This is a genomic window from Dactylosporangium sp. NPDC049742, assembly GCF_040674675.1.
Taxonomy (GTDB): Bacteria; Actinomycetota; Actinomycetes; order Mycobacteriales; family Micromonosporaceae; genus Dactylosporangium; species Dactylosporangium maewongense.
The window spans coordinates 23009-44798 of record NZ_JBFANF010000080.1; the positions used below are offsets into that span (position 1 = coordinate 23009).

At 74.5% G+C, this 21790-nt stretch carries 20 protein-coding genes; 13 read left to right on the forward strand and 7 right to left on the reverse strand.

The window, feature by feature from the left end:
• Positions 1–6 precede the first annotated feature (6 nt).
• Positions 7–1581, reverse strand: a complete 1575-nt coding sequence (locus tag AB0J72_RS51760) for a GGDEF domain-containing protein (protein ID WP_363414241.1) — start codon at positions 1579–1581, stop codon at positions 7–9.
• A 59-nt stretch (positions 1582–1640) separates the two neighbouring features.
• On the opposite strand from AB0J72_RS51760, the gene AB0J72_RS51765 reads away from it, so the two are divergent.
• Complete coding sequence (locus AB0J72_RS51765; RefSeq protein WP_363414244.1) at positions 1641–1988, forward strand: hypothetical protein; 348 nt, start codon at positions 1641–1643, stop codon at positions 1986–1988.
• On the opposite strand, the gene AB0J72_RS51770 is transcribed toward AB0J72_RS51765, so the two are convergent.
• Together AB0J72_RS51770 and AB0J72_RS51775 are read right to left on the reverse strand one after the other, a co-directional pair.
• On the reverse strand, positions 1970–2971 hold the full coding sequence (locus AB0J72_RS51770; protein ID WP_363414247.1) for a metallophosphoesterase family protein: 1002 nt from the start codon (positions 2969–2971) through the stop codon (positions 1970–1972). The two genes, AB0J72_RS51765 and AB0J72_RS51770, sit on opposite strands and share 19 nt — an antisense overlap.
• Before the next feature lie 93 nt (positions 2972–3064).
• On the reverse strand, positions 3065–5143 hold the full coding sequence (locus AB0J72_RS51775) for a hypothetical protein (RefSeq protein ID WP_363414250.1): 2079 nt from the start codon (positions 5141–5143) through the stop codon (positions 3065–3067).
• 155 nt (positions 5144–5298) lie between these two features.
• Here AB0J72_RS51775 and AB0J72_RS51780 point away from each other — a divergent pair, with 155 nt between their 5' ends.
• From AB0J72_RS51780 to AB0J72_RS51820, 9 genes are all read left to right on the forward strand, one after another.
• Positions 5299–5805 carry an RNA polymerase sigma factor gene (locus AB0J72_RS51780; RefSeq protein WP_344512688.1) on the forward strand — a complete coding sequence of 169 codons (507 nt, stop codon included), beginning with the start codon at positions 5299–5301 and terminating at the stop codon, positions 5803–5805.
• On the forward strand, positions 5798–6568 hold the full coding sequence (locus tag AB0J72_RS51785) for a DUF4232 domain-containing protein (protein ID WP_363414253.1): 771 nt from the start codon (positions 5798–5800) through the stop codon (positions 6566–6568). The genes AB0J72_RS51780 and AB0J72_RS51785 overlap by 8 nt, the downstream gene beginning before the upstream one ends.
• A gap of 115 nt (positions 6569–6683) precedes the next feature.
• Positions 6684–9455 (forward strand): EAL domain-containing protein, encoded by a 2772-nt coding sequence (locus AB0J72_RS51790; protein ID WP_363414256.1) that lies wholly within the window; start codon positions 6684–6686, stop codon positions 9453–9455.
• Positions 9456–9597: 142 nt separating this feature from the next.
• Entirely contained in the window at positions 9598–9948 is a 351-nt protein-coding gene (locus AB0J72_RS51795) for a DUF6223 family protein (protein WP_363414259.1), read from the forward strand.
• Positions 9949–10135: 187 nt separating this feature from the next.
• Positions 10136–11173 (forward strand): hypothetical protein, encoded by a 1038-nt coding sequence (locus tag AB0J72_RS51800; RefSeq protein ID WP_363414262.1) that lies wholly within the window; start codon positions 10136–10138, stop codon positions 11171–11173.
• Positions 11173–12426 carry a Dyp-type peroxidase gene (locus AB0J72_RS51805; protein ID WP_363414265.1) on the forward strand — a complete coding sequence of 418 codons (1254 nt, stop codon included), beginning with the start codon at positions 11173–11175 and terminating at the stop codon, positions 12424–12426. Before AB0J72_RS51800 ends, AB0J72_RS51805 begins: the two co-directional genes overlap by 1 nt.
• Positions 12427–12485: 59 nt before the next feature.
• A complete protein-coding gene (locus AB0J72_RS51810; protein ID WP_363414267.1) occupies positions 12486–13406 on the forward strand; it encodes a hypothetical protein in 921 nt (306 codons plus the stop codon).
• A 92-nt stretch (positions 13407–13498) separates the two neighbouring features.
• Positions 13499–14182: a ribonuclease HII gene (locus AB0J72_RS51815; protein WP_360559992.1), complete on the forward strand. Its 684-nt coding sequence runs from the start codon at positions 13499–13501 to the stop codon at positions 14180–14182.
• Positions 14183–14196: 14 nt separating this feature from the next.
• The gene (locus AB0J72_RS51820) at positions 14197–15093 is read left to right on the forward strand and encodes a DUF3500 domain-containing protein (RefSeq protein WP_363414308.1); all 897 of its coding nucleotides are present in this window, start codon (positions 14197–14199) and stop codon (positions 15091–15093) included.
• 3 nt (positions 15094–15096) lie between these two features.
• Here AB0J72_RS51820 and AB0J72_RS51825 read toward each other — a convergent pair whose 3' ends face one another.
• Positions 15097–16551 carry a protein adenylyltransferase SelO gene (locus AB0J72_RS51825; RefSeq protein WP_363414270.1) on the reverse strand — a complete coding sequence of 485 codons (1455 nt, stop codon included), beginning with the start codon at positions 16549–16551 and terminating at the stop codon, positions 15097–15099.
• A 65-nt stretch (positions 16552–16616) separates the two neighbouring features.
• Positions 16617–16799: a hypothetical protein gene (locus tag AB0J72_RS51830; RefSeq protein ID WP_363414273.1), complete on the reverse strand. Its 183-nt coding sequence runs from the start codon at positions 16797–16799 to the stop codon at positions 16617–16619.
• Positions 16800–16989: 190 nt separating this feature from the next.
• Between AB0J72_RS51830 and AB0J72_RS51835 the strand changes: the two genes are divergently transcribed.
• Positions 16990–17655 carry a MarR family transcriptional regulator gene (locus AB0J72_RS51835; RefSeq protein WP_363414276.1) on the forward strand — a complete coding sequence of 222 codons (666 nt, stop codon included), beginning with the start codon at positions 16990–16992 and terminating at the stop codon, positions 17653–17655.
• A 49-nt stretch (positions 17656–17704) separates the two neighbouring features.
• Here AB0J72_RS51835 and AB0J72_RS51840 read toward each other — a convergent pair whose 3' ends face one another.
• Positions 17705–19093 carry a cellulase family glycosylhydrolase gene (locus AB0J72_RS51840; protein ID WP_363414278.1) on the reverse strand — a complete coding sequence of 463 codons (1389 nt, stop codon included), beginning with the start codon at positions 19091–19093 and terminating at the stop codon, positions 17705–17707.
• A gap of 221 nt (positions 19094–19314) precedes the next feature.
• Here AB0J72_RS51840 and AB0J72_RS51845 point away from each other — a divergent pair, with 221 nt between their 5' ends.
• Entirely contained in the window at positions 19315–19992 is a 678-nt protein-coding gene (locus AB0J72_RS51845) for a M23 family metallopeptidase (RefSeq protein WP_363414281.1), read from the forward strand.
• A 13-nt stretch (positions 19993–20005) separates the two neighbouring features.
• On the opposite strand, the gene AB0J72_RS51850 is transcribed toward AB0J72_RS51845, so the two are convergent.
• A complete protein-coding gene (locus AB0J72_RS51850) occupies positions 20006–21001 on the reverse strand; it encodes an aldo/keto reductase (RefSeq protein ID WP_363414284.1) in 996 nt (331 codons plus the stop codon).
• A 63-nt stretch (positions 21002–21064) separates the two neighbouring features.
• Here AB0J72_RS51850 and AB0J72_RS51855 point away from each other — a divergent pair, with 63 nt between their 5' ends.
• On the forward strand, positions 21065–21682 hold the full coding sequence (locus AB0J72_RS51855) for a helix-turn-helix domain-containing protein (protein ID WP_363414287.1): 618 nt from the start codon (positions 21065–21067) through the stop codon (positions 21680–21682).
• The last annotated feature ends 108 nt before the right edge of the window (positions 21683–21790 follow it).

Here is a 21790-nt window from a genome sequence, read left to right on the forward strand (position 1 = left end):
GCCCGCTCAGACGGTGACCGGGCGGCGCTTGCGGTCGTACATCTTCCGGTCCGCCTCGGCGACGAGCTGCTCCGCCGTGCCCGGCCCGGCGAGCGCTGTGCCTGCCGCGTCGAGAGCATTGCCTGCCCTGTCGAGGGCGCTGCCTGCCGTGGCGGAAGCACCGCCTGCCTCGTCGAGCGCGGTGCCTGCATGGTCGAGGGTGGTGCCTGCCTTGCCGGACGCGGCGCCCCGCCTGTCGCGGCTCGGGCCTGACCTGTCGAGGGCGGGGCCCGACCCGGTGAGGGCGGTGCCGATCGTCACCCCGACGTCGACCTGGTGGCCGGCGACCGTCATCGGCGCGCCGACGGCGGCGGTCAGCCGCCGCCGCAGCGCGTCGGCCCGCGTGGCGTCGACGCCGTGGCAGACGATCAGGAACTCGTCGCCGCCGATCCGGCCGACCAGGTCGCCCGGGCGCACCGCGGCGCGCAGCCGGGCCGCGACCTGCCGCAGGACCTCGTCGCCGGCGAGGTGGCCGAGCGTGTCGTTGATCGGCTTGAAGCGGTCGAGGTCGCAGTACAGCACCCCGACGCCGGCGCCGAAGGACTCCTCCAGCCTGGCCAGGACGCCGTGCCGGTTGAGCAGGCCGGTGAGCTCGTCGTGGCTGGCCCGGTGCGCCAGCGCCGACTCGGCCTCGGCGCGCTGGCGCAGCAGCTGGCCGATCCGGGCGAGGACGAGCCCGATGACGACGAGCGTCCCGACGCTGAGCAGCGGCGCGTCGGCCTTGCCGCCCCACAGGACGGGCAGCGCGCCGACGACCGGGTTGATCGAGAGGACCGCGCCGAGGTGCGCCAGGCGCAGCGTGGGGCGCTCCGGCTGCCGCCCGACCGGCTCGGTGAGCGTGACCGCCGCCGGGTGCAGCGCCGCGGCGCCGAAGCTCAGGTACGCCACCGCCCACAACGCCGGCACGAGCTTCGCGGCCACCGGGTGGGGCAGGTCCGCGGCCAGTACCGACGCGACGACCCCGGCGAGTCCCAGCGCGATCGACACGTAGAGGTAGCGCAGCGACCCCGTGCCCATCGTCCGGGCGATGCGCCGCATCGAGCCGAGCGTGGCCAGCAGCGCCAGGAGGTTGGCCAGCGCCAGCAGCTGCACCGCCGCGGGCGCGTGCCCGGCGGCCAGCCGCGGCCGCAGCACGAACTCCCACAGCGGGCCCGCGGCGCCGACGCCGATCAGCGCCGCGTCGATGACCCCGCCGCCGTCGCCGGGCGTGTGCCGGGTCACGACGACCGCGCTGGCCGACAGCAGCCCGAGGAACCCGGCGGCCATCAGGACCGGCGCGACGAGCCCGCCGCCCGGCACCACGACGCCGAGGTCGGCGCCGAGCCCGAGCAGGTTGGTGCCGGTCAGCAGCCCCAGCCCGACGAGCGCCAGGTGCCAGGGCAGCGGCCCTCCCGGCCGGCGGCGGCGCAGGTGCCAGCCGATCGCGGCGGCCGGGGCCAGCCCGCTGAGCAGCATGACGAACGCCTCGGCGGGCCCGTCGAACGCCAGCAGCGCCGTCACCGTCACGACGACGGCCAGCGCGTAGGCTCGATGCAGGATCACCACCCCGGAGAGATCGTCCTTCGGCGTGCGGGCATGAGCAGAACGGTAGGCTGCCCCGCGTGTCCGCCTATGGCCCAGCGCTGTTCGTGTCCAGGAACGACGGCGCGGCGGTCCCGCCGGAGGAACAGGAGACGATCCTGCACCTGGTCCGCGCCGCCGTCGCCACCGTCCGCCTGAAGGACGAGCAGGGCGCGCCCGCCGACCCCCGCGTCTACGACTACGACGAGTACGAGCCGCTCGCCCTCGGCGTGCTGCTGTACTCCGGCTACGCGTACGGGCAGATGCCGGAGGAGATCCAGCAGGACCAGGACGATGCCTGGACCGCGGAGACCACCCGCGTCGCCGCCGAGGTCGACCGCCACGCGCCCGGGGTCTACGCCTACACCGGCTACGGCGTCGAGGACTGAGCGCCCGGCAGGTCGGGCAGGGGCACGCCGAGGGCGGCGGCCAGGTCGAGGGTCCGGCGTGGCGTGACGCAGCGCCGGGCCAGGGCGGCCTCGTCGAGCCGTCCGGCCCGGGCCTGGTAGAGCACCGGGGCAGCCGGGTGGGCGCGCAGGGCCGCGTCCGGGAGCTCATGGGCGAGCGCCTGGGCGGCAGCAACCAGGGCGGGCAGCGACGAGCGCAGCAGCGCGGCCCACGCTCCGACCTCGTCCAGCCACGGGTCCTCGGCGCGGGACAGGGCGGCGGTCAGGTCGGGCCAGGTGTAGTCGCGCCAGGGGCGGGTGCGCAGGACCGGGAGCTGCCACTCGCGGCGGGTGACGGACCAGTGGTCGGCGTGGGCGGGGACCGCGTGGACGGTGCGGTCCGGCAGGACCAGGGCGGTCAGGTTCCAGCCGTGGCAGGCGCCGGTGTCCAGGCCGAAGACGCGGCCGTCGCGCACGAGCGGCTCGCGGCCGGTGACGTGGTGGCCGAAGGCGACCGGCTGAGGGTCGGTGTAGTGCTCGTGCCAGTGGCCGGTCGGGACGATCCCGGCGAGGGCCTTCTCGCCGCCGGTCGAGCCGCACAGGATCTCTTCCCGCTGCTCGTCCAGCGGCACGCCCGGGACCAGCGCGGCATGCACGACCCGGACGTGCTCGTTCTCGAAGAAGTACGGCAGGGTCCGCATCCACGCGACCGCGTCGGCGTAGCCGGCGCCGAGCTGCAGGCGGGTGATCTCCTGCGCGTAGGAGAGGACGCCGCGGACGTGCTTGCGCTCGTGGTTGCCCATGACGACGACGGAGTTGGGCCGGGCGCGGAAGAAGCCGACGACCTCGGCGGGTGACGGGCCGCGGTCGACCACGTCACCGACGCTGACGAGCAGGTCGTCGGGGCGCAGCGCGACGGCGTCGCAGAGCTCGAGCAGCTCGGTGAAACAGCCGTGGATGTCGCCGACGACGACGGTGCGTCCCATCCGCAGGAGCGTAGGAACGCACCGTGCCGGCGTGCAAAGGGTTTAGGCGAGGAAGGCGGTGATCCTGGTTGGCAAAAATCGCCGTGGCGATTCTTAAGGAGAAGGAAGGACCACCATGGCCTCGCCCTTCGATGCTAGCAGCTGCCCCAGATCCACGGGATCGAATTGACTGTCCTGGTTGGACGGTCGGAAGACGTAGGCGGGGCCGCCGGTGACGGCGGCGTCCGTGTCGTCGTAGCGGACCGGCATGCCGTCCCCGGCCGCCGGGGCATGCCGGAACAGGTCGTGCACGCTCGGCAGGCTCGCCAGGTACTCGACGTACGGCGGCAGCGTCCCGGCCAGCAGCGCCCCGTTGAGCGACGCCGACTGGACGCGGGAGGGCAGGTTCGCGTCGAGGTACACGAGCTCGCGGCGGGACAGGTCGAGGTGGGCGACGAACTTCGTCAGCCCGGCGCCGCGGACCGGGAACGACAGCTGGACGCGGCTCGGCTCGAACAGTCGGCCCTCCTGCGGCTCCGAACCCCACTGCAGCGCGGCGTGCACGTCGCTGGCGGCGTCGAACGAGCGGCGGGAGTAGCACAGCAGGCTCCACACCGCGTAGCGGACGCCGGCGGCGGCGAGCTCGTCGAGGTAGAGGTCGATGAGCTGGCAGGCGCGGCCGTCGAGGTCCTTGGAGTTCGTCGGGTCGCCGGAGAACACCGCCGCGTCGCCGAACCGGACGTGGTCCCAGCAGCAGGCGCCGACCGGCTGCCAGGCGTCGTCGAAGAAGTTCCAGCTGTTGTCGTACCAGATGTTGCCCACCGTGGGACCCGTCGCCCAGTAGGACGCGCTGCGCACGAACCGCACCCCGGCGGGGATGCCGAAGACCGTGCCGCGCCCGTACGGTGCGAGCTCGGCGTCGTTCGTCGGCAGCTTCACCTTCTCCGTCGCTGGATCCAGCGCCACGGGTCCGGCGCCGGCGAGGCGGCGGGTCAGCTCGGCGTCGATCGCGGCCAGCACGGCGTCGCGCGGGCCGGCCGGCAGCCGACGGTCCCCGCCGGCCGCGACGACCTGCGCCCTCGACCAGTTGCCGCGCGGCGGGAACATGCGCCACTGCCGCGCGTCGACGGTCTCCAGGTGCCGCCGCAGCTGGAGCAGCCGCAGGGTCGTGAGGTCCCGGACGACGGTCTCGACGCCGGGCGCCTCGCCGAACGTGACGAGGAGCTGCCGCAGCCGGCGCGCGTACTCGCCCGGCCGGGTGGCGAGCAGGCCCGCCACGGCCGGGTCGCGGGCGGCGAGCAGCCGCTCCACGTCGGAGGCGAACCCGCGCACCGGGCGGCCGGTGTACAGCGCGTCGTACGCCGCCACGACCCGCGGGAACGCGGCCCGGTAGTCGCCGGGGTGCAGCGCGAAGAGCAGGCGCTTGAAGGGCTCCCGGCGCCGGGCGATGTCGTCGAGCAGGTGCGGGGCGCTCTCCAGCAGGCCGAGCAGGTGCCGCCGCTCCGCCCGCGTGAAGCGGCGCAGCCGCTGGGTGGCGCGCAGGCCGGGGTCGCCGCCGGAGAGCGCGGCCGCGAGGCGCAGCACGTCGGTCGCGGTCGAGACGCGCGCCTCGACGCCGGTCTCGAGCAGCCGCACGGCGAGCCGGACCCGGTTCTCCACAAAGGACACCCCGGCGAGGTCGACCGGCCCCTCGGTGAGGTCGGTGACGTCGCGCCACTGGTCGTCGGTCCAGCGCGCCGGCAGCGCGTGCAGCCCGGCGAGGATCCGCGGCAGCGCGGCGTCGTCGGCCGGGTGCAGCACCCGCGGCGCGGGCAGGTCCCGCAGCGGCGCCCGGGCCGCTTCCTCCTGGGTCACCAGGTCGTTGGGCAGCCCCCAGTACATGAGGATCTGCCGCAGCCAGTACTCCGCCTCGTCCATGGCGAGGACCTCGGCCGGGAAGTTCTTGTAGACGACGAAGTCGGCCATGCGCTTGTCGGCACCGGTCAGCGCGGCGAGCACCGGCTCGACGCCGGCCCACCACCGCCGCAGCTCGTCCTCGCCTGTCCCGCTCAGCATGGTGTACGCGCGGGCGGACAGCGCGAAGCCGTAGTGGGCGATGTTCGCGGTCACGGTCGCGAGCGCCGCCGCCGGGGCGGTCCGCGGCGCCGGTGCGGGCATGGCGATGAGGTCGCGGGCGATCAGGACTCGTTGCACGCCCGTGAGGGTCCCGCACCCGCGGCGCCACGGTCAAAGGCGTTTGCGGTGCCGGCCGGACCACCGCTGTCGGGTTCCCGCCTCAGTCCGCTCCAACCGGACGGCGATCGCGGCGTCTTAGGGTGCATGACCGGATGGTGGGGAGACAGATGTCGATGACTATGTGGGAGGCGGGCCCGGCGGTGGCCGAGACGGACGCCCGGCAGGAGTTCTTCGCGGCCGAGTATCCGCGGCTCGCGGGATGGGTGCGCAGGCAGGTCGGCGACGACGACACGGCGCACGACGTCGCGGCCGAGGCGTTCACCCGCCTGATGTCGCGGTGGTCGGCGGCGCAGGAGCCGCACGCCTACCTGTACAAGACGGCGGTCAATCTGCTGAAGGACCACTGGCGGCGGACCCGCAAGGAGCGGCGCGCGCTGAGCCTCGTGGCGGCCGAGCAGGACCACGGCCCGGACGGCCGGCCCGACCGGGCCAGCGACCTGCGGGGGCTGCTCGAGCCGCTGCCCGAGCACCAGCGCACCGCGGTGCTGCTGCACTACCTCGCCGGGTTCTCGATCCGGGAGGTGTCGGCGATCGTCGGCCGGGCCGAAGGGACGGTCAAGTCGGATCTGTTTCAGGCGCGGGCGCGCATTCGAGTGGAGTTGGGTGACAATGATGACTGACCGTTTCGAGACGTGGTTGGACGAGCAGCAGGTCGAGCTCCTCGCTCCGCCGCCGGGCGCGTATCCGAGCATCGCCCGGTCCGCGCGGCGCCGGCGGGCCGGCCGGGCGGTCGCCGGGGTGGCCGCCGCGACCCTCGCCGTCGCGGTTGCCGCGGGCGCCGTGCACCAGTTCATGAACGCGGCCCCGCCGCCGGACCTGCCCGCGGCGACGCCGACCGCAGGGCCGACCGCAGGGCCGACAGAGGCGCCGACGACAGCGTCGACGGACGGGCCGACCGCGGCGGGCAGCACCGGAGCTGCCGCACCCGCCGGGAGCGCGACGACGCAGGTGACCGGCCGCTGCCGGGCCGGCGACCTGCGGGTGACCGCCAGGATCGCGCCCGGCGGCGGCGCGGCGGGCGGCGTGTACACGTGGCTCGTCTTCACCAACACGTCCGGGCGGACGTGCTCGTTGTACGGGTTCCCGGGCGTGTCATACGTGACGGGGGCGTCCGGCACCCAGATCAACGAGCCGGCAACGCGGGAGGGCACCGCCCCGGTGCGGGTCGACCTCGCTCCGGGGCAGGGCGCCCACGCCCAGGTGCGCACGGGACAATCCAGTGCGTACCCGGACACGTGCCATCCTGTCGAGGCGGCCGGGTACCGGGTGTACGTCCCCGACGAGACGGCGTCCGTGTTCGTGCCGTGGCGGTCGACGGTGTGCTCGACCGACGGCGTCAACGGCATGCTGATCGGCCCGGTGTACCCGGGGACGAACGGATAGTCGCGGGCGCGCGGCGGAGCGGGTACGGTGCCTCGGCAGGTGGTTGGCGCTCAGGTTCCGCGGGTCGCGGTCGATGAGCATCTGGGACGGGGCTGGTAGTAAGGGCGGGCGGCAGATGACCGGATCGGGACAGCCGAGCCCGGTGGCGCGGCTCCGTGACGCCGTGTTCGGGGCTTCTCGCGCCGATGTCGCCCTTCAGGCCGGGATCGTCCTGATCGCGTGGGTGTGGTTCGCGGTCAACGTCCAGGGCCCCGTCGGCTCCCCGGTGCTCGGCTGGGTGCCGAACCTGTGCTCCGCCGCGCTGGCCGGCGCCGCACTCTGGACCGTCGGCACCGGCCCGCGGGTGAACCCGGCCGCGGCCCGGTTCTGGCGGTTCATGGGCGCCGGCACCCTCCTCGTGGGTGTCGGCTCCGTGGTCCGCGGGATCCAGGCGCTCCACGAGCCGAAGACCAGCATCGGCCCGGTGGACGGCGCGATCTACCTGGTCGCGGTGCTGCTGGAAGGGTGGGCGCTGCTGCGCCTGCCGCTCGGGCTGGAGCGCGGCCGGCGGCGGGTCACGTTCCTGCTCGACGCGTGCACGGTCGTCGTCGCCGGCGGGCTGTTCCTGTGGCAGTTCTGGCTGCGCCCGTCGCTGGAGCGCGACAGCGGCAACCAGGCCGCGTTCGTCACGGGGCTGGTCACGCTGGTCGTGTCGATGCTGGCGCTGTTCGCGATCGTGAAGGTGGCGCTGACCGGCACGTCGACCGTCGACAAGGCCGCGCTGCAGTGGTTCGGCCTCGCGATCGTCGTCGGGGCGCTCGCGTCGGCGCCGGAGGCGCTGCTGCCGCCCGGCGCGCCCAGCCCGAGCCAGCTCGCGGTGCCGCTGAGCTGTCTGTTCGCCGTGTTCGCGGCCCGCCTGGAGCGGCGTGGCCGGACCGCACCGGACCCGGCGGTCACGGGAGGGCGCCGCCGGCCGTTCAGCGTCATGCCGTACGTCGCCGTCGCCGCCTGCAACGTGCTGCTGCTGTTCGTCATGTCCTCCGACGACCCCGGCGAGCGGCTCGGCGTCGCCGTCGGCGTGGTGATCCTCGCCGTGCTGGTCATCGCCCGGCAGATGCTCACGTTCCAGGACAACACCCGGCTCGTCGCCCGGCTCGACGCGGGCATGGTCGAGCTCGGCGACCGGGAGCGCCGCTTCCGCTCCCTCGTGCAGAACGCCTCCGACCTCATCACCGTCACCGACGCCGACGGCGTCCTGACCTACGTCAGCCCCGGCGCGACCCGCCTGCTCGGGCTCCCGGCCGAGCAGTGGCCGGGCCGGCCCGCCGCCGACATGCTCTACGTCGACGACGTGGACCTCGTGCTCACGGCGTACCAACGCGTCATCGACGACCCGGGGACCCCGGCCGTCTTCCAGGCCCGTCTCGCGCACGCCGACGGCAGCTGGCGCTGGGCCGAGATCACGATGGCCAACCTCCTGCACGACCCCGGCGTCGCCGGCATCGTCTGCAACTCCCGCGACATCACCGACGCCCGGGACTTCCAGCAGCGGCTGCGCCACCAGGCCAGCCACGACGCGCTCACCGACCTCGCCAACCGCAGCCTCTTCGGCGAGCGGATCTCCGAGGCGCTCGCCGCCGGCCCGCCCGAGCGGCTCCGCGTGCTGCTCATCGACCTCAACGAGTTCAAGACCGTCAACGACACCCTGGGCCACGCGGTCGGCGACGCGCTGCTGATCGCCGCCGCCAACCGCCTCCGCGCCGCCGTCCGGCGCGCCGACACCGTCGCCAGGCTGGGCGGCGACGAGTTCGCGGTGCTGCTGGAGCACGCCGACGACGAGGCCGCCCTCGCGGTCATCGCCCGCATCGCCGCCGCCTTCGATGAACCAGTCCACGTCGACGGCCACCGGCTGCGGCTGGCCGCCAGCATCGGCGTGGCGCTCGGCACCGTCGCCGCCACGCCCCAGGAGCTGCTGCGCCGCGCCGACGTCGCGATGTACGCGGCGAAGGCCGACCGCGACGGCCCCCGCATCCGCCACGTCGACTACGCCGCACCCCTGGACGTCCAGGTCCAGGCCCGCGCCACGCTCGAACGCGACCTGCGCACCGGCATCGACGAGGAGCGGTTCTCCGTCGTGTACCAGCCGATCGTGGCGCTCGGGGCCGCCGCCGCATCGGACGCGGATCCGGGCACCGACCCGGGCGCGGCACCGGCCGTGGTCCCGGCCATGGTCGAGGCGCTGGTCCGCTGGGAGCACCCGGACCTCGGCACGGTCTCCCCGGCCGACTTCATCCCGGTGGCCGAGGCGTCCGGCCTCATCGTGCCCCTCGGCCGGTGGATTCTCGCGCAGACCTGCCGTCAGGCGGTGCGCTGGCATCAGCTGTACGGCGACGCCGCCCCACGGATGAGCGTCAACGTCTCGGCCCGTCAGCTGCAGGAGGCGGACTTCGCCACCGACGTGGCGCGGCTGCTGACGGCGTCCGGCCTCGCCCCGCACCGGCTCACCGTCGAGATCACGGAGACCGCCACCCTGCACCCGTCCTGCGTCCAGTCCGTGCACGCCCTGCGCGCGCTCGGGGTGCGCATCTCGCTCGACGACTTCGGCACCGGCCACTCCAGTCTCAGCACCCTGCAGACCTGCCCCGTCGACGAGATCAAGCTCGACCGGGCCTTCACCGGCACCTGTACGGCCCCGGACGGTCGTACCGTCGCCGCCGCCGTCATCCAGATGGCCCGCGCCCTGCGTCTCGACGCCGTCGCCGAGGGCATCGAGACACCGGCGCAGGCCCAGCGGCTGCGCGAGCTCGGCTACCCCCACGGCCAGGGCTACCACTTCGCGAAGCCGCAGCCCGCGGAGGCCATCGACACGCTGCTGGCCGCCGCCACGTCGGCCGTCGCCGCCCACTGAGCGCAACGCCCGCCGTAGCCCGCCCACCGCCGACTACGCCGCCGGTCGTAGCCGGTCGCGCCCTGAGCACGACGACCGCGACCCTCTCCGGTTCCTACCGTGTCGCATGTACCTCCCACATGCGCTCGAGAGGAGCCCTCCAATGCTCGTTTCCGTCGACCCAACGGCGGCCACCGTGGCCATGATGAGCGCCGGACGCGGCACGGCGATCCTGGCCGGCGTGATCGCCCTGCTCGGCATCGCCATCGGCGCCGCGACCCTGAACCGCACCTCGCGCGCCGACGATCCCGGCAACCTGCTGCGCTGGACCTTCGCCGCGCCCGTCCTGGGCGCGTTCGCGGTGGCCCTCGGCACCGTCGTCGTAGCGACCGCCGACGGCGGCGTGGGCACCGGCAACGGCCTGGCCGGCGGCGTCGTCGCCATCGTCCTCGGCCTGACCGCCGCCGTCCTCGGCGGGCTGGCCCTGCGCCGCACCCGCCGTCGCACCGGCTGACGCACGGCCACCGTGCGGGCTCGACGGAGGCCCGTCCGGCGGGACCTGGCAGGCCGGGCCGGACGCGGGCGGTCCGCGCTCGAACGGGCCGGTGGCGCGCGACGATCGGGCAGGTGCGCGTCGGCGGGCCGGTGGAATCGCCGGCACGGGTATTGACCAGGATCGGGGCGCTGGTTACAGATCAACTGTGACCACGAAGGAGCCCGCCCTGAAGCGTCTCGCGACGATCGCCGCCGCCGTCCTGCTCGCCGCGTCGGCCGGATGTGCCGACGAACCGGCGGGCGGACGGTCCGAGGCGGGCGCGCCGCAGGACGTGTGCGGCCCGATCGAGCGGCTCCAGCCCGCCGAGGTGCTCGGCGGGCCGCCCGCCGAGCACCGGCCCTGCGCGGCGGATTCCACGGCGGGCATGCTCGGCGTCGCGGTGTGGACCGCCGCCGACGGCAGGCGGGTCTCCGTCGGCGTCGCGGGCGGCCCGCACGCGGCCACGTTCGAGCAGCTGTACGCGGCGGCACCCGAACCCCAGCGGTGCACCGCGGGCGGGGGCGTGCGGTGCGTCGACAAGACCAGCACCGGCCAGGCCGAGACCGGGACGCTCATCGTCGAGCGGGGCAGCACGTACCTCGTCGTCTGGCTCACCGACACCGGCGGCCACCAGGCCGGGCTCGACGTCCCGGCGGACCGCCGCCCGGCGTTCCTGCGCCTCGCCGCGGCGGCGATGCGGTCGGTCTACGGCACCGAGGTGCACTTCCCCGACACCGCCGCCGCGGGCCGGTCGCCCGCCGGGAGCACGGCGGCGCCCAGCGGCACCAGAGGCACCGGTGGCACCGGTGGCGCCGGCTCGGCCGACCCCGTCGTCGCCGAGCTCGGCAAGCTCGGCTACCAGCGCACGATGACCGGCGGGTACCAGTCGCCGCAGCTGGGCCGGAAGGTCACCATCGAGGACTGGAAGCCGGCGTCCGGTGCCGGGCCGACCGTGCAGCTGTCGGACGCGCCGCCCGGCCGGCCCGGCGCGCTCGCCGTCGCCGACGTCGACTGGGGGCAGGTCGGCCAGTACCAGCGGTTCCTGTGCGAACCCGACGACGCCACCGCGTTCAAGGTCGCCCGCAGCATCGACCTGTCCCGCATCGTCAAGGACAACGTCACCAACGGCGTCACCCAGCCACAGCCCGGGCCCAGCGGCTCCCGCACCGTCGCCGGCAACGGCGTCACCTGCACCGTCCGGTGATGGAGCGGCCGACACCGGGCGACCGTCCGGCGGCGCCGGTCGGCGGGCCGCTCAGCAGGCGTGCCCTGCTGGCCGGTGGCGCGCTGACCGCGGGTGGGGTGGTCGCCGCCGGCGTGGCGGCCGTGCGCGGCAGCACCGGCGACTGGCCCGGCCCGGCGCCCGCGCCGGCCACGGAGCTGGGCGGGCTGATGGTGCCGTTCTACGGGGTGCACCAGGCGGGCGTGGCGACGCCGGCGCAGGCGCACGCCGCGTTCGTCGCGCTCGATCTCGCCGGCGGCGTGGACCGGGCGGCGCTGCGCCGGATGATGCTGCTGCTCACCGACGCCGCGGCGCGGCTGACCCAGGGCCGCGCGCCGCTCGCGGACGGCCAGCCGGAGCTGGCGCACCTGCCGTCCCGGCTGACCGTCACGTTCGGGTTCGGGCCGCGGCTGTTCGACGTCGACGGCCTCGCCGGGCGGCGGCCGGCGTCGCTGGAGCAGCTGCCCGCGTTCGGCATCGACCGGCTGCAGGAGCGGTGGAGCGGCGGCGACGTGCTGCTGCAGCTCTGCGCCGACGACCCGCTGACCGTCGCCCACGCGCAGCGCATGCTGGTGAAGGAGGCGCGGTCGTTCGCCACCGTACGATGGGTGCAACGCGGGTTCCGCCGGGGTCGCGGCATGCAGGGCGACGGGGTGACCCAGCGCAACGTCCTCGGCCAGCTCGACGGCACCGGCAACCCGGCTCCGGGCACCCCGGCCTTCGCGGGGGCGGTGTGGACCGACGCCGGACCGGCCTGGCTGCACGGCGGGACGACGGTGGTGGTGCGCCGGATCCGTGCGGAGCTGGAGGCGTGGGACGCCACCGACACCGCCGGCAAGGAGTCCGCCGTCGGCCGGCGGCTGTCCGACGGCGCGCCGCTCACCGGGCGGCACGAGCTGGACGAGCCGGACCTCACCGCGAAGGACGCGCACGGGCGCCCGGTCATCCCGGAGCTCTCGCACGTCGCCCGCGCCCGGGTGGGCTCGGACCGGCTGCGGATCTTCCGCCGCGCGTACAACTACGACGAGCCGCCCGCCCCGGACGGCACCGCCGACAGCGGGCTCGTCTTCGCCTCGTTCCAGCGCGACGTCGGCGAGCAGTTCGTCCCCATCCAGCGCAGGCTCGCCGAGGCCGACCTGATGAACGAGTGGATCACCCCGATCGGGTCCGCGGTGTTCGCCGTCCCGCCCGGCTGCGCCCCCGGCGGCTGGATCGGCGAGCGGCTGCTCGGGTAGCCGGGACGGGCCCCGGCACCCGCTCGCCCCGATCGATGCCGTTCCGCGAGAATGGGTCGATGGACGTCGACGTCTGGTATCGAAAACTGAGGATGGCGGTCGGGACGTACGTGCTGCACCTGCACGACGCCGAGATCGAGGCGGCCGGGCAGCTCTACTGCGTCAGCCCCGGGAACCAGCCGTCCGGCTCCGACGACGGGCGGGTCCCGGCGCCGGCGGAGGACGCGGCGCGATGGCGGGCGGCGACGGAGGCGGTGCTCGCGGCCCTGGGGTCGGTGGAGGAGCGGGACCGCGCGGCGCGCCGGCAGCTGCACCGGCCGGACCAGGCCTGGCAGGGAGTGTGGTGGGGGCTGCGCCGCGACCGGTTGCACCGGGACTACGAGGTGCGGAAGGCGGCGCTGGAGGTCGAGGTGCGGGCGGCGTACCGCGCCTACCGGGCCGAGGCCGGCGACCTCACCGACCACATCGCGGCATGGCGGGAGCGCTGGGCGCGGGAGGAGCGGGAGCGGGCGGAGCGGTCGCGGGCGGAGCGGGTGGCGGCGGTGCGGGAAGGCGCCGACGGTGCCGTCTGGACCTACCGGATCGGGGACCACGGCGGCCACCGCCGGGTGCTGATCTGGCTGCCCGCCGTCGAGCGCGGCGACGGCGACGAACGCGGTGCCGTCGTACGCGGCCTGACGGCCCGGCAGGTGCAGAAGATGATCGAGGAGCGGCGCGGCCGGGACCCGTACCTGTGGATCGGCTGGCGGGAGGCGACCGGCACGGCCATGCAGGAGTGGCTCGAGGACGGCGGGGGTCCGGCCGGCGGTGAGCGGCTCGCCGGCGACGTCAGGGCGTGGGCGGCGCTGACCGGCGTGGCCGTCGAGCCGATCGTGTGGCGGCCCGGCGAGCTCGAGGCGCTGCGCGCGTCGCGGCCGAGCCGCGGCTACGGCCCGTCGAGCAGCTACTTCAGCCCGGGGACCTTCGGCACCTCGTTCTGAGCGGGCGGAAGCCCCGTGGGTGGCTCCGTGGGCGGCTCGGTGGCGTCTGGTTGACTGGGGCACCCGATCGCCGTCGTACGAGGAGCCGCGCCGTGGCCGCACGAGTGACCCGCAGGGTGACCCCGACCCTCGACGTGGAGGGCGAGCTGTGGGGGCGCGGGCACCTGACGGTCGCCGGGATGGACGAGGTCGGGCGTGGGGCGTGGGCCGGGCCGATCGCCGTCGGGATCGCGGTGGTCGCCGGGGACTGCCCGCCCGTGCCGGAGGGGCTGGCCGACTCGAAGTTCCTGTCGGAGGCGCAGCGGGAGCGGATGGTGCCCGTCGTGCGGGAGTGGGTGCGGCACTGGGCGGTGGGGGAGGCCAGCGCCGAGGAGGTCGACGAGCTGGGGGTGACGGCGGCACTGCGGAAGGCGGGGTGGCGGGCCCTCGCGGCGCTGCCCGAGCACCCGGACGTGATCATTCTCGACGGCGCGCACGACTACCTCAGCGACCCGATGGAGGAGACGCTGTTCTGCCCGGAGCGCAGCATCCCGCCGGTGCGCACCGAGGTGAAGGGCGACGCGCGGTGCGCGGTCGTCGCGGCGGCGTCGATCCTGGCGAAGTCGCACCGGGACCTGTACATGGCGGCGCTCTCGGCCGAGTTCCCGCAGTACGGGTGGGAGCGCAACGCCGGGTACGGGGGTGCGGCCGAGCACGTCGACGGGGTCGCGGCGCACGGGCTGAGTGTCCACCACCGCAGGTCGTGGCGGATGGCTGCTGGTACAACGGGAGCATGACGACAGCTGCGGCGATGCGGGCCGAGGCGGCCGCGCTCCTGGCCCTCGCACCGAAGGCGGGGCTGGCGTTCGAGGACGACGCGCACCGGCGCTGGATCGAGTACCGGCCGCGGCCACGGCCGGGCGTGAGCCTCGGCGCGCTGGACCCGGAGGGGCGCAAGGCCGCGCACCGGCTGCTCGCCACGGGGCTGCGACCGCACGCGTTCGCGCAGGCGACCGTGATCCTCGCGCTCGAGGAGGTGCTCGACCGCGAGGAAGGGTACCGGCGCGGCCGGCACAGCAACGACTACACGATCGTCGTGTTCGGCACGCCGGACGGCACGGGGCGCTGGGGGTGGCGGTTCGAGGGGCACCACCTGTCGGTGACGATGACGCTCGACGGTGACACGGTCTCGCCGGCGCCGGTGTTCCTCGGTGCGAACCCGCTCGCTACCTGGTACCGCGGCCGGCCCGTGGTGCGGCCGCTCGCGCCGGAGGAGGAGCTCGGCTGGGCGGTGCTGGACGCGGTCCCGCGGGACCTCCTGCCGCGCGTCGTGCTGCGGCCGGCGGCGCCGCCGGACATCCACAGTGGACCGCGGGCGGCGGTCCCGCCGGTGCCGGAAGGCGTCCCTGCGGTCGAGCTGCCCGATCCGGCGCGGCTGCTGCTGGACGAGCTCGTCGCCGTCTACCTGGACCGGCTGCCGGAGGACGTCGCGCCGGCCGTGGACCGGGACCGGCTGTCGTTCGCGTGGGAGGGCGCGACCGGGCGCACCGGCCGGCACTACTACCGTGTGCAGGGCCCCGACCTGCTCATCGAGTACGACAACACCGCCGACGACCTCAACCACGCCCACACCGTGCTGCGCCGCCCCGACTCGGACTTCGGCGCCGACGTCCTCGCCGAGCACCGGGCCGACTGGCACGCCCGGTAGGGCTCAGGCGCCGCAGAAGGTCTGGAACGAGGCGCCGAAGCCCTCGGGCGCGGGAGCGGCGTAGCGCTCCAGGCCGGGCCGCTCGGTGTACGGGTCGGCGAGGACCTCGACGAGCTGGGTGAGCGGCGTCAGGTCCCCGCCGGTCGCGGCGGCCAGGGCGTCCTCGACCAGGTGGTTGCGCGGGATGTAGACCGGGTTGACGCGGTCCATCGCGTCGGCGTCGGGGGCGAGCGCCTGCCACCGTGCCAGCCACGCGCCGGCGAGGGGGTCGGGCAGGAGGCCGCGGAACCGGCCGGCGTTGCCGCGGGCGGCCGCGGCGAGGGCGCGGAACGCCGACGTGTAGTCGACGCCCTTGGTCTGCAGCAGCGTGAGCAGGTCCTCGACCAGCGGCGCGGCCACGTCGTCGGCGAGTCCCGCCGGCAGGCCGAGCTTGGCGCGCATGCCGGCGGACCAGGCGGTGTCGTACCGGCGCCGGAACTCCCCGAGGGCGGCCACGGCCAGCTCGACGGCGCGGTCCTGCACCTCGTCGAACAGCGGCAGCATCGCCTCGGCGAGCCGGGCGAGGTTCCACTCCGCGACGATCGGCTGGTTGCCGTAGGCGTACCGGCCGCCGTGGTCGATCGAGCTGTAGACTGTCGCCGGGTCGTAGGCGTCCATGAACGCGCACGGCCCGTAGTCGATGGTCTCGCCGGAGATCGTCATGTTGTCGGTGTTCATGACGCCGTGCACGAACCCGACGAGCATCCATCGTGCGACGAGGGCGGCCTGCGCCGCGACGACCGCCTCGAACAGCGCCAGGTGCGGGTCGGCGCCGCCGGCCGCGGCCGGGTGGTGGCGGGTGATCGCGTGGTCGGCGAGGCGCCGCAGCAGGTCGGTGTCGCCGGTGCCGGTGGCGTACTGGAAGCTGCCCACCCGCAGGTGGCTGGCCGCCACCCGGGCGAGGACGGCACCGGGCAGCATCGTCTCCCGGCGGACGGGCCGGCCGGTCGCGGTGACGGCGAGCGAGCGGGTCGTGGGGATGCCGAGCGCGTGCATGGCCCCGCTGACCACGTGCTCGCGCAGCATCGGCCCGACCACGGCGAGCCCGTCGCCGCCGCGGGCGAACGGGGTCCTGCCGGAGCCCTTCAGGTGCAGGTCGCGGAGCCGCCCGCCGGCGTCGAGCTCGCCCAGCAGCAGCGCCCGGCCGTCGCCGAGGCGCGGGTTGAACCCGCCGAACTGGTGCCCGGCGTAGGCCTGCGCGACGGGCGTGGCGCCGTCGGGCACGGCCGCGCCGACCAGCAGCCGGACCCCGGCGGGTGAGCGCAGCCACGCGGGGTCGAGGCCCAGCTCGGCCGCCAGCACCTCGTCGAGCACGAGCAGCCGCGGCTCGGGGAACTGCTCGGCCTGCCACGGCACCGCCATCTCGGGCAGCTCACGGGCGAAGCGGTTGCCGAGGGTGACGGCCGTTGCGATGCTCACCCGGTCGAGAGTACGTCCCACCGGCGGGTGATCCGCTCGGCCGTGTTCCCGGTCACGCCGCTTCCTTACGCGGGTTCGCGCACGCCGCCGGGGTCGGCGCCGCCCTCGTCGTCGCCGGGCATCGGCTCGGCCGGGGCCTCCGGCAGGTCGCCGGGCGTCCCGGGCAGCAGCTCACCCGGGTCGTCGGGCACGGGCTCCCGAGGGTCGATCGGCGGGTAGTCCTCGGGGTCAAGATCCGGATTCGCCATTCCGTCAGTATTGAGCACGGATGCCGTCTCCGCCCGTCAAGCGCCGCGGGCGGTCGGCCGTGCTGTCCGGGGGGCCGCCGGGGTCGTGGCGAGCCCGGCGGCCAGCCGGCGGGGCACGTGAGCTTCCTCAGGAGTAGGATTAGTTATGCGCATAATATTATGCGCATAACGAACTCGTCGAGGGGGCACCGTGGGGCACGCCGTCAACCAGGCGATCCGGGCGCTGAGCCTGCGCCACCGGGCCAGGGCGGCGGCGCTCCTCGCCCCGCTCGGGCTGCACCCGGGCCAGGAGGCGCTGCTGCTCGAGCTGGCGCGGACCGGGCCGATGATCCAGGCGCAGCTCAGCGACGCCCTCGGCGTCGAGCCGCCCAGCGTCACGCTCATGACCCGCAAGCTGGAGGAGGCCGGGCACGTCCGGCGCGAGCCCGCCCCCACCGACAAGCGGGCCAGCGTCGTCGCCCTCACCGACCGCGGCCGCGACCTCGCCGGCCAGGTCACCCGCCTGTGGTCCGCCCTCGAGGAGGAGACCGTCGCCGGCCTTCCCGCCGGAACGGTGGCGGCGCTCCCCGCCCTCCTGGCCGCCCTGACCGCCAACGTCGACCCCCGCGCGCGACAACATGGGGTTGACACGCCATCGGCGGCGGCCCAGCATGAGGGCATGACCGACCAGTCGCTGTTCCACCGCCTCGACAGCGTCCGCGCCGAGGCGCTGGACCACGCCAGGAGGGCCCAGCAGCTGTCCGCCGAGCGCCGCGAGATCCTCCAGCAGCTGATCGGAAACGGACACTCCCAGGCCGACATCGCCCGCGAGATGGGCGTCACCCGCCAGGCCGTCCAGAAGATGCTCAGCGCATGAGAACGCCGGCCGGACCGGGAAGGTCCGACCGGCGGGTGAACGAAAGAGGTCAGCTGGCCGTGCAGGTGAGCGGGGACGGGACGGCGTTCGTGCCGTTCCAGGTGCCGAGGAAGCCGAACGACGTGGTCGCGCCGGCGCCGACGGAGCCGTTGTAGCTGACGTTGCCGGCGGTCACGGCCGCGCCGGAGCTGGTGATCGTCGCGCTCCAGCCGTTCGTGACGGTCTGGCCGTTGGCGTACGACCAGCCGACCGTCCACCCGGAGATCGCCGAGCCGCCGGCGGTGACGCGGACCTCGGCCTGGAACCCGCCGGGCCACTGGCCGACGATCGCGTAGGTGGCGGTGCAGGTCTTGCCGCCGGGCGGCGGGGGCGAGGAGGACGGGCTGCGCGACGCGGACGGCGACGCCGACGGGCTGCGCGACGCCGACGGGGAGACCGACACGGACGGCGACGTGGTCTGTCCACTGTAGATCGACGCCTCGCGGGAGGTCGCCTTCAGGCCGTTGGCGCCGTTGACGATCCGGTCGCCGAACGTGGTCAGCTGCGCCGGGTTGAAGTTGACCGTCATGTCGAGGATCGGGTCGCTGTTGCCGCTCCACGACCAGGCGATCCAGCCCAGCCCGCGGGCCTGCGCCTCGGACAGGATCGTCTCGTGGTCGACCTCGCCGGAGTTGAACTTCCAGCCGAACTCGCCGACGACGAGCGGCCAGCCCTTGTTCTTGAACGCGTCGAAGTAGGCGACGATCGTGGAGGCGTTGGCGTACACGGCGTACATGTGGATCGACAGCACCGTGTTGTGCTTGGTGTCCGCGTCCAGCACGGTCTGGCCCGTGTCACGCATGACGTTCTGCCAGTCCTGGCCCCAGTTCGGGGCGTCGACCATGATGAGGTGCTCGAAGCCGTTGCTGCGCAGCTTCTGGATCGCGGCGGCGGTGGCGGCGGTCCACTGCGCGGGGTTGGTGTTGCCGATCGGCTCGTTGCCGATGTTGATGACGACGTAGTTCTCCTGGCCGACCAGGTTCGCCTTCTGGCTGATCCAGTAGTTGGCGGCCTCGTCCAGCGACGCGGCCGCGCCCTCCTCGCCGTAGCCGGTGGTGTCGTGGACCTCGAGGACGCAGATCAGCTTGTTCTGCTTGCACAGGCTGATGACGGCGGGCACGTCGTTGGAGGGGCCCCAGCGCTTGCCGGTGCCCAGCACCACCCGGATCGTGTTGGCGCCGGCGGCCTTGATGGCCGCGAACGAGGACGTCTGGCCGGTGTACCACACGTGCGGGTGGTTGACCCCGCGCATGATCAGGTTCTGGCCGTTGGCCTCCACGATGTTGCGGCCGCTGATGTGCAGGCCGACCGCGGCGGACGCGGGCTGCATGAACATCACCACCGACGCGGTGACGGCGAGCAGCAGCGCGCCGCCGAGAACGCTGAGTTTTCTCCTCATGGCCTACCTCGAGACATCGATGGGAGCTGGGCGGGCCGGACACTAGGTTCGGCCGTCGACGGCTGTCAACGCGCACGAGCCGCGCCGCGGCCTTCGCGGTGGCGGTGTTTGCGCTGGTACGGACGCGGACGGCGCGGTCACTCCCGGCCGGGACAAACCGTGTACGTTTCACGCTTTGTCCCGGGACGGGGCGTTGCCGCGAACAGGTACATTGGGTGCCGGTGAGCGCGCGGGGGATCTATCGGCTGACGGTGCTGGGCGTCATCGTCGCCTGCGTGATCGTGTCCTGGGTGACGCTGGCGCGGCGCGCCGAGGGGCACCCGCAGAAGCCGGGACCGCGGCCCGCGTTCCAGCTGCCGTTCCCGTGCGGGGAGTCGTGGAGCCTGACCACGTATGCGGGCCACGACGACTACGACATCGACTTCTTCTACAACGGCGGCCCGAGCGGCGGCCGGGCGGTCCTCGCCTCGGCCGCCGGCACCGTCGCCTGGGCCGGCTGGCAGGCGACCCTGGAGGGCGGCGCGCCGGCCGCGCCCGGCACCGTCGGCACCCGCGGCGGCCTCGGCTTCGGCGTGATCATCGACCACGGCGGCGGCTGGTTCACCTCGTACGGTCACCTGCAGACCTGGCCGGAGGTGAAGCAGGGCCAGGTGGTGCCGCGGGGCCGGCTGCTCGGCCACGTCGGCAAGACCGGCTCCACCAGCATCGAGCACCTGCACTACGAGCAGCACGACGACACCCGGGACCCCGGCCACACCCGCGGCAACGCCGACAAGGTCGAGTCCGTCTTCGACGGCGTCCCCTCGGGCATCACCAGCGACGGCAGCGCCGGCACCGGCCCCCTCCGCACGGCCGGCCCGGTCTCCCCGCCCCAGAACCGGACCAGCCGCAACTGCTGACGTGCGCGGTGGGTCAGACGGCGGCGGCGCCGAGCACCCACGAGCGGGTCTGGTCGATGAAGTCGGCCGGGAAGCCGGGGGTGAACCCGGTCGCCGCCTCCAGCCGCGTGACCAGCTCGGGCGGCAACGTGACCTCCGTGCAGCCCAGGTTGTCGCGCAGCTGCTCGACGGTCCGGGCGCCGACGATGGGCAGCACGCCGTCGCGCCGGCGGGTCCAGGCGAGGGCCACCTGCGCCGGCGTGACGCCGAGCTCGCCGGCGACCACTTCGACGGCCTGGGCGACGCCGAGGTCGCGGTCGCTGATCGCGTCCCGGCTCAGGCGGCTCCTGGCGCCGGGCGCGCCGGCGTTGTACTTGCCGGACAGCACGCCGCCGCCGAGCGGGCTCCAGGCGGTCACGGCGAGGCCGTAGGCGTCGGCCATGGGCAGGAGCTCCCGCTCGGCGTCGCGGTTGACCAGGCTGTACGGGACCTGCAGGCCGGCGAACGGGGTCCAGCCGCGCCACTCGGCCAGGGTGTTGGCCCGGGACACCACCCAGGCGGGGGTGTCCGATACGCCGACATACAGCACCTTGCCGGCGGTGACCGCGTCGTCGAGCGCCCGCATGGTCTCCTCGATCGGCGTGTGCCGGTCCCAGATGTGCACCCAGTAGACGTCGACGTGGTCGGTGCGGAGGCGGCGCAGGCTGGTCTCCAGCGACAGCCTGAGGTTCTTGCGATGGTTGCCGCCGCCGTTGGGGTCGGTCGCGTCGCGGGTGACGGTGTACTTCGTGGCCACCACGAACCTGTCGCGCCGCCCGGCGAGCAGCTCGCCCAGGATCTCCTCGCTGGCGCCGCCGCGGTAGTTGACGGCGGTGTCGACGGTGTTGCCGCCGGCATCGGCGTAGGCGTCGAGGATGCGCCGGCACTCCTCGATCGGCGCGCCGACCCCACCCTGCTCGCCGAAGGTCATCGCGCCGAGCACCAGCTCGGACACCCGCAGGCCGGTCCGCCCGAATGTCGTGTACCTCATGCGGCGACCATACATAGTGTCTGGTCATGCTGTCCAGACATGCCATGCGGTATGCTGCCGCACGTGGCAGCACGACGTGACGGACCCCAGCAGAGCGGCGCCGAGCTGCGCGAACGCATCCTCGACGGGCTGCACGGACTGCTGCGGGAGCGCACCTTCGACACGCTCAGCGTGGCCGAGATCATCACCGCCGCGGGGGTCTCCCGGGCGAGCTTCTACTTCTACTTCGCCGGTAAGCAGGCCGTGCTGGCCGAGCTGGTGCGCCGCGCGGTCGGCGCGGGCCACGAGGCGGCGCGGCCGTGGGCGGAGGCGGCGGCGGGCCCGCGCGAGACCCTGCGAGCCGGCGTCGACGCAGGCGCCGGGCTGTGGCTCGCCAACGCCGCAGTCCTGCGCGCGATCGTGGAGAGCTGGGCGTCCGACCCGCAGCTGCGCGAGCTGTGGCTGGAGCAGATGGCGTCGTACACCGACGTCGCGGCCACCCGGATCGAGGCCGACATCCAGTCCGACCCCGCCGTCGCGGCCCGGCTGGAGGGCATCGACGTGCGCGCGCTCGCCGCCTCGCTGACCTGGACCGGCGAGCGGCTGTACTACCTGGCGGCGTGCGGCGTGCCGCCGTTCGACGACCGGACGGTCCTGGTCGACACGCTGACCCACCTGTGGGTGTCCGCGCTGTACGAGTAGCGGCCCTCCGGAATCTCTTCGCCCGATTCCTGTTATGCCCGGCCACGCCCTCGCATCTACCTGGGTGCCCGCCGGACCGCCCCGGCGGTTCGTAGCTCAGCGTGACCG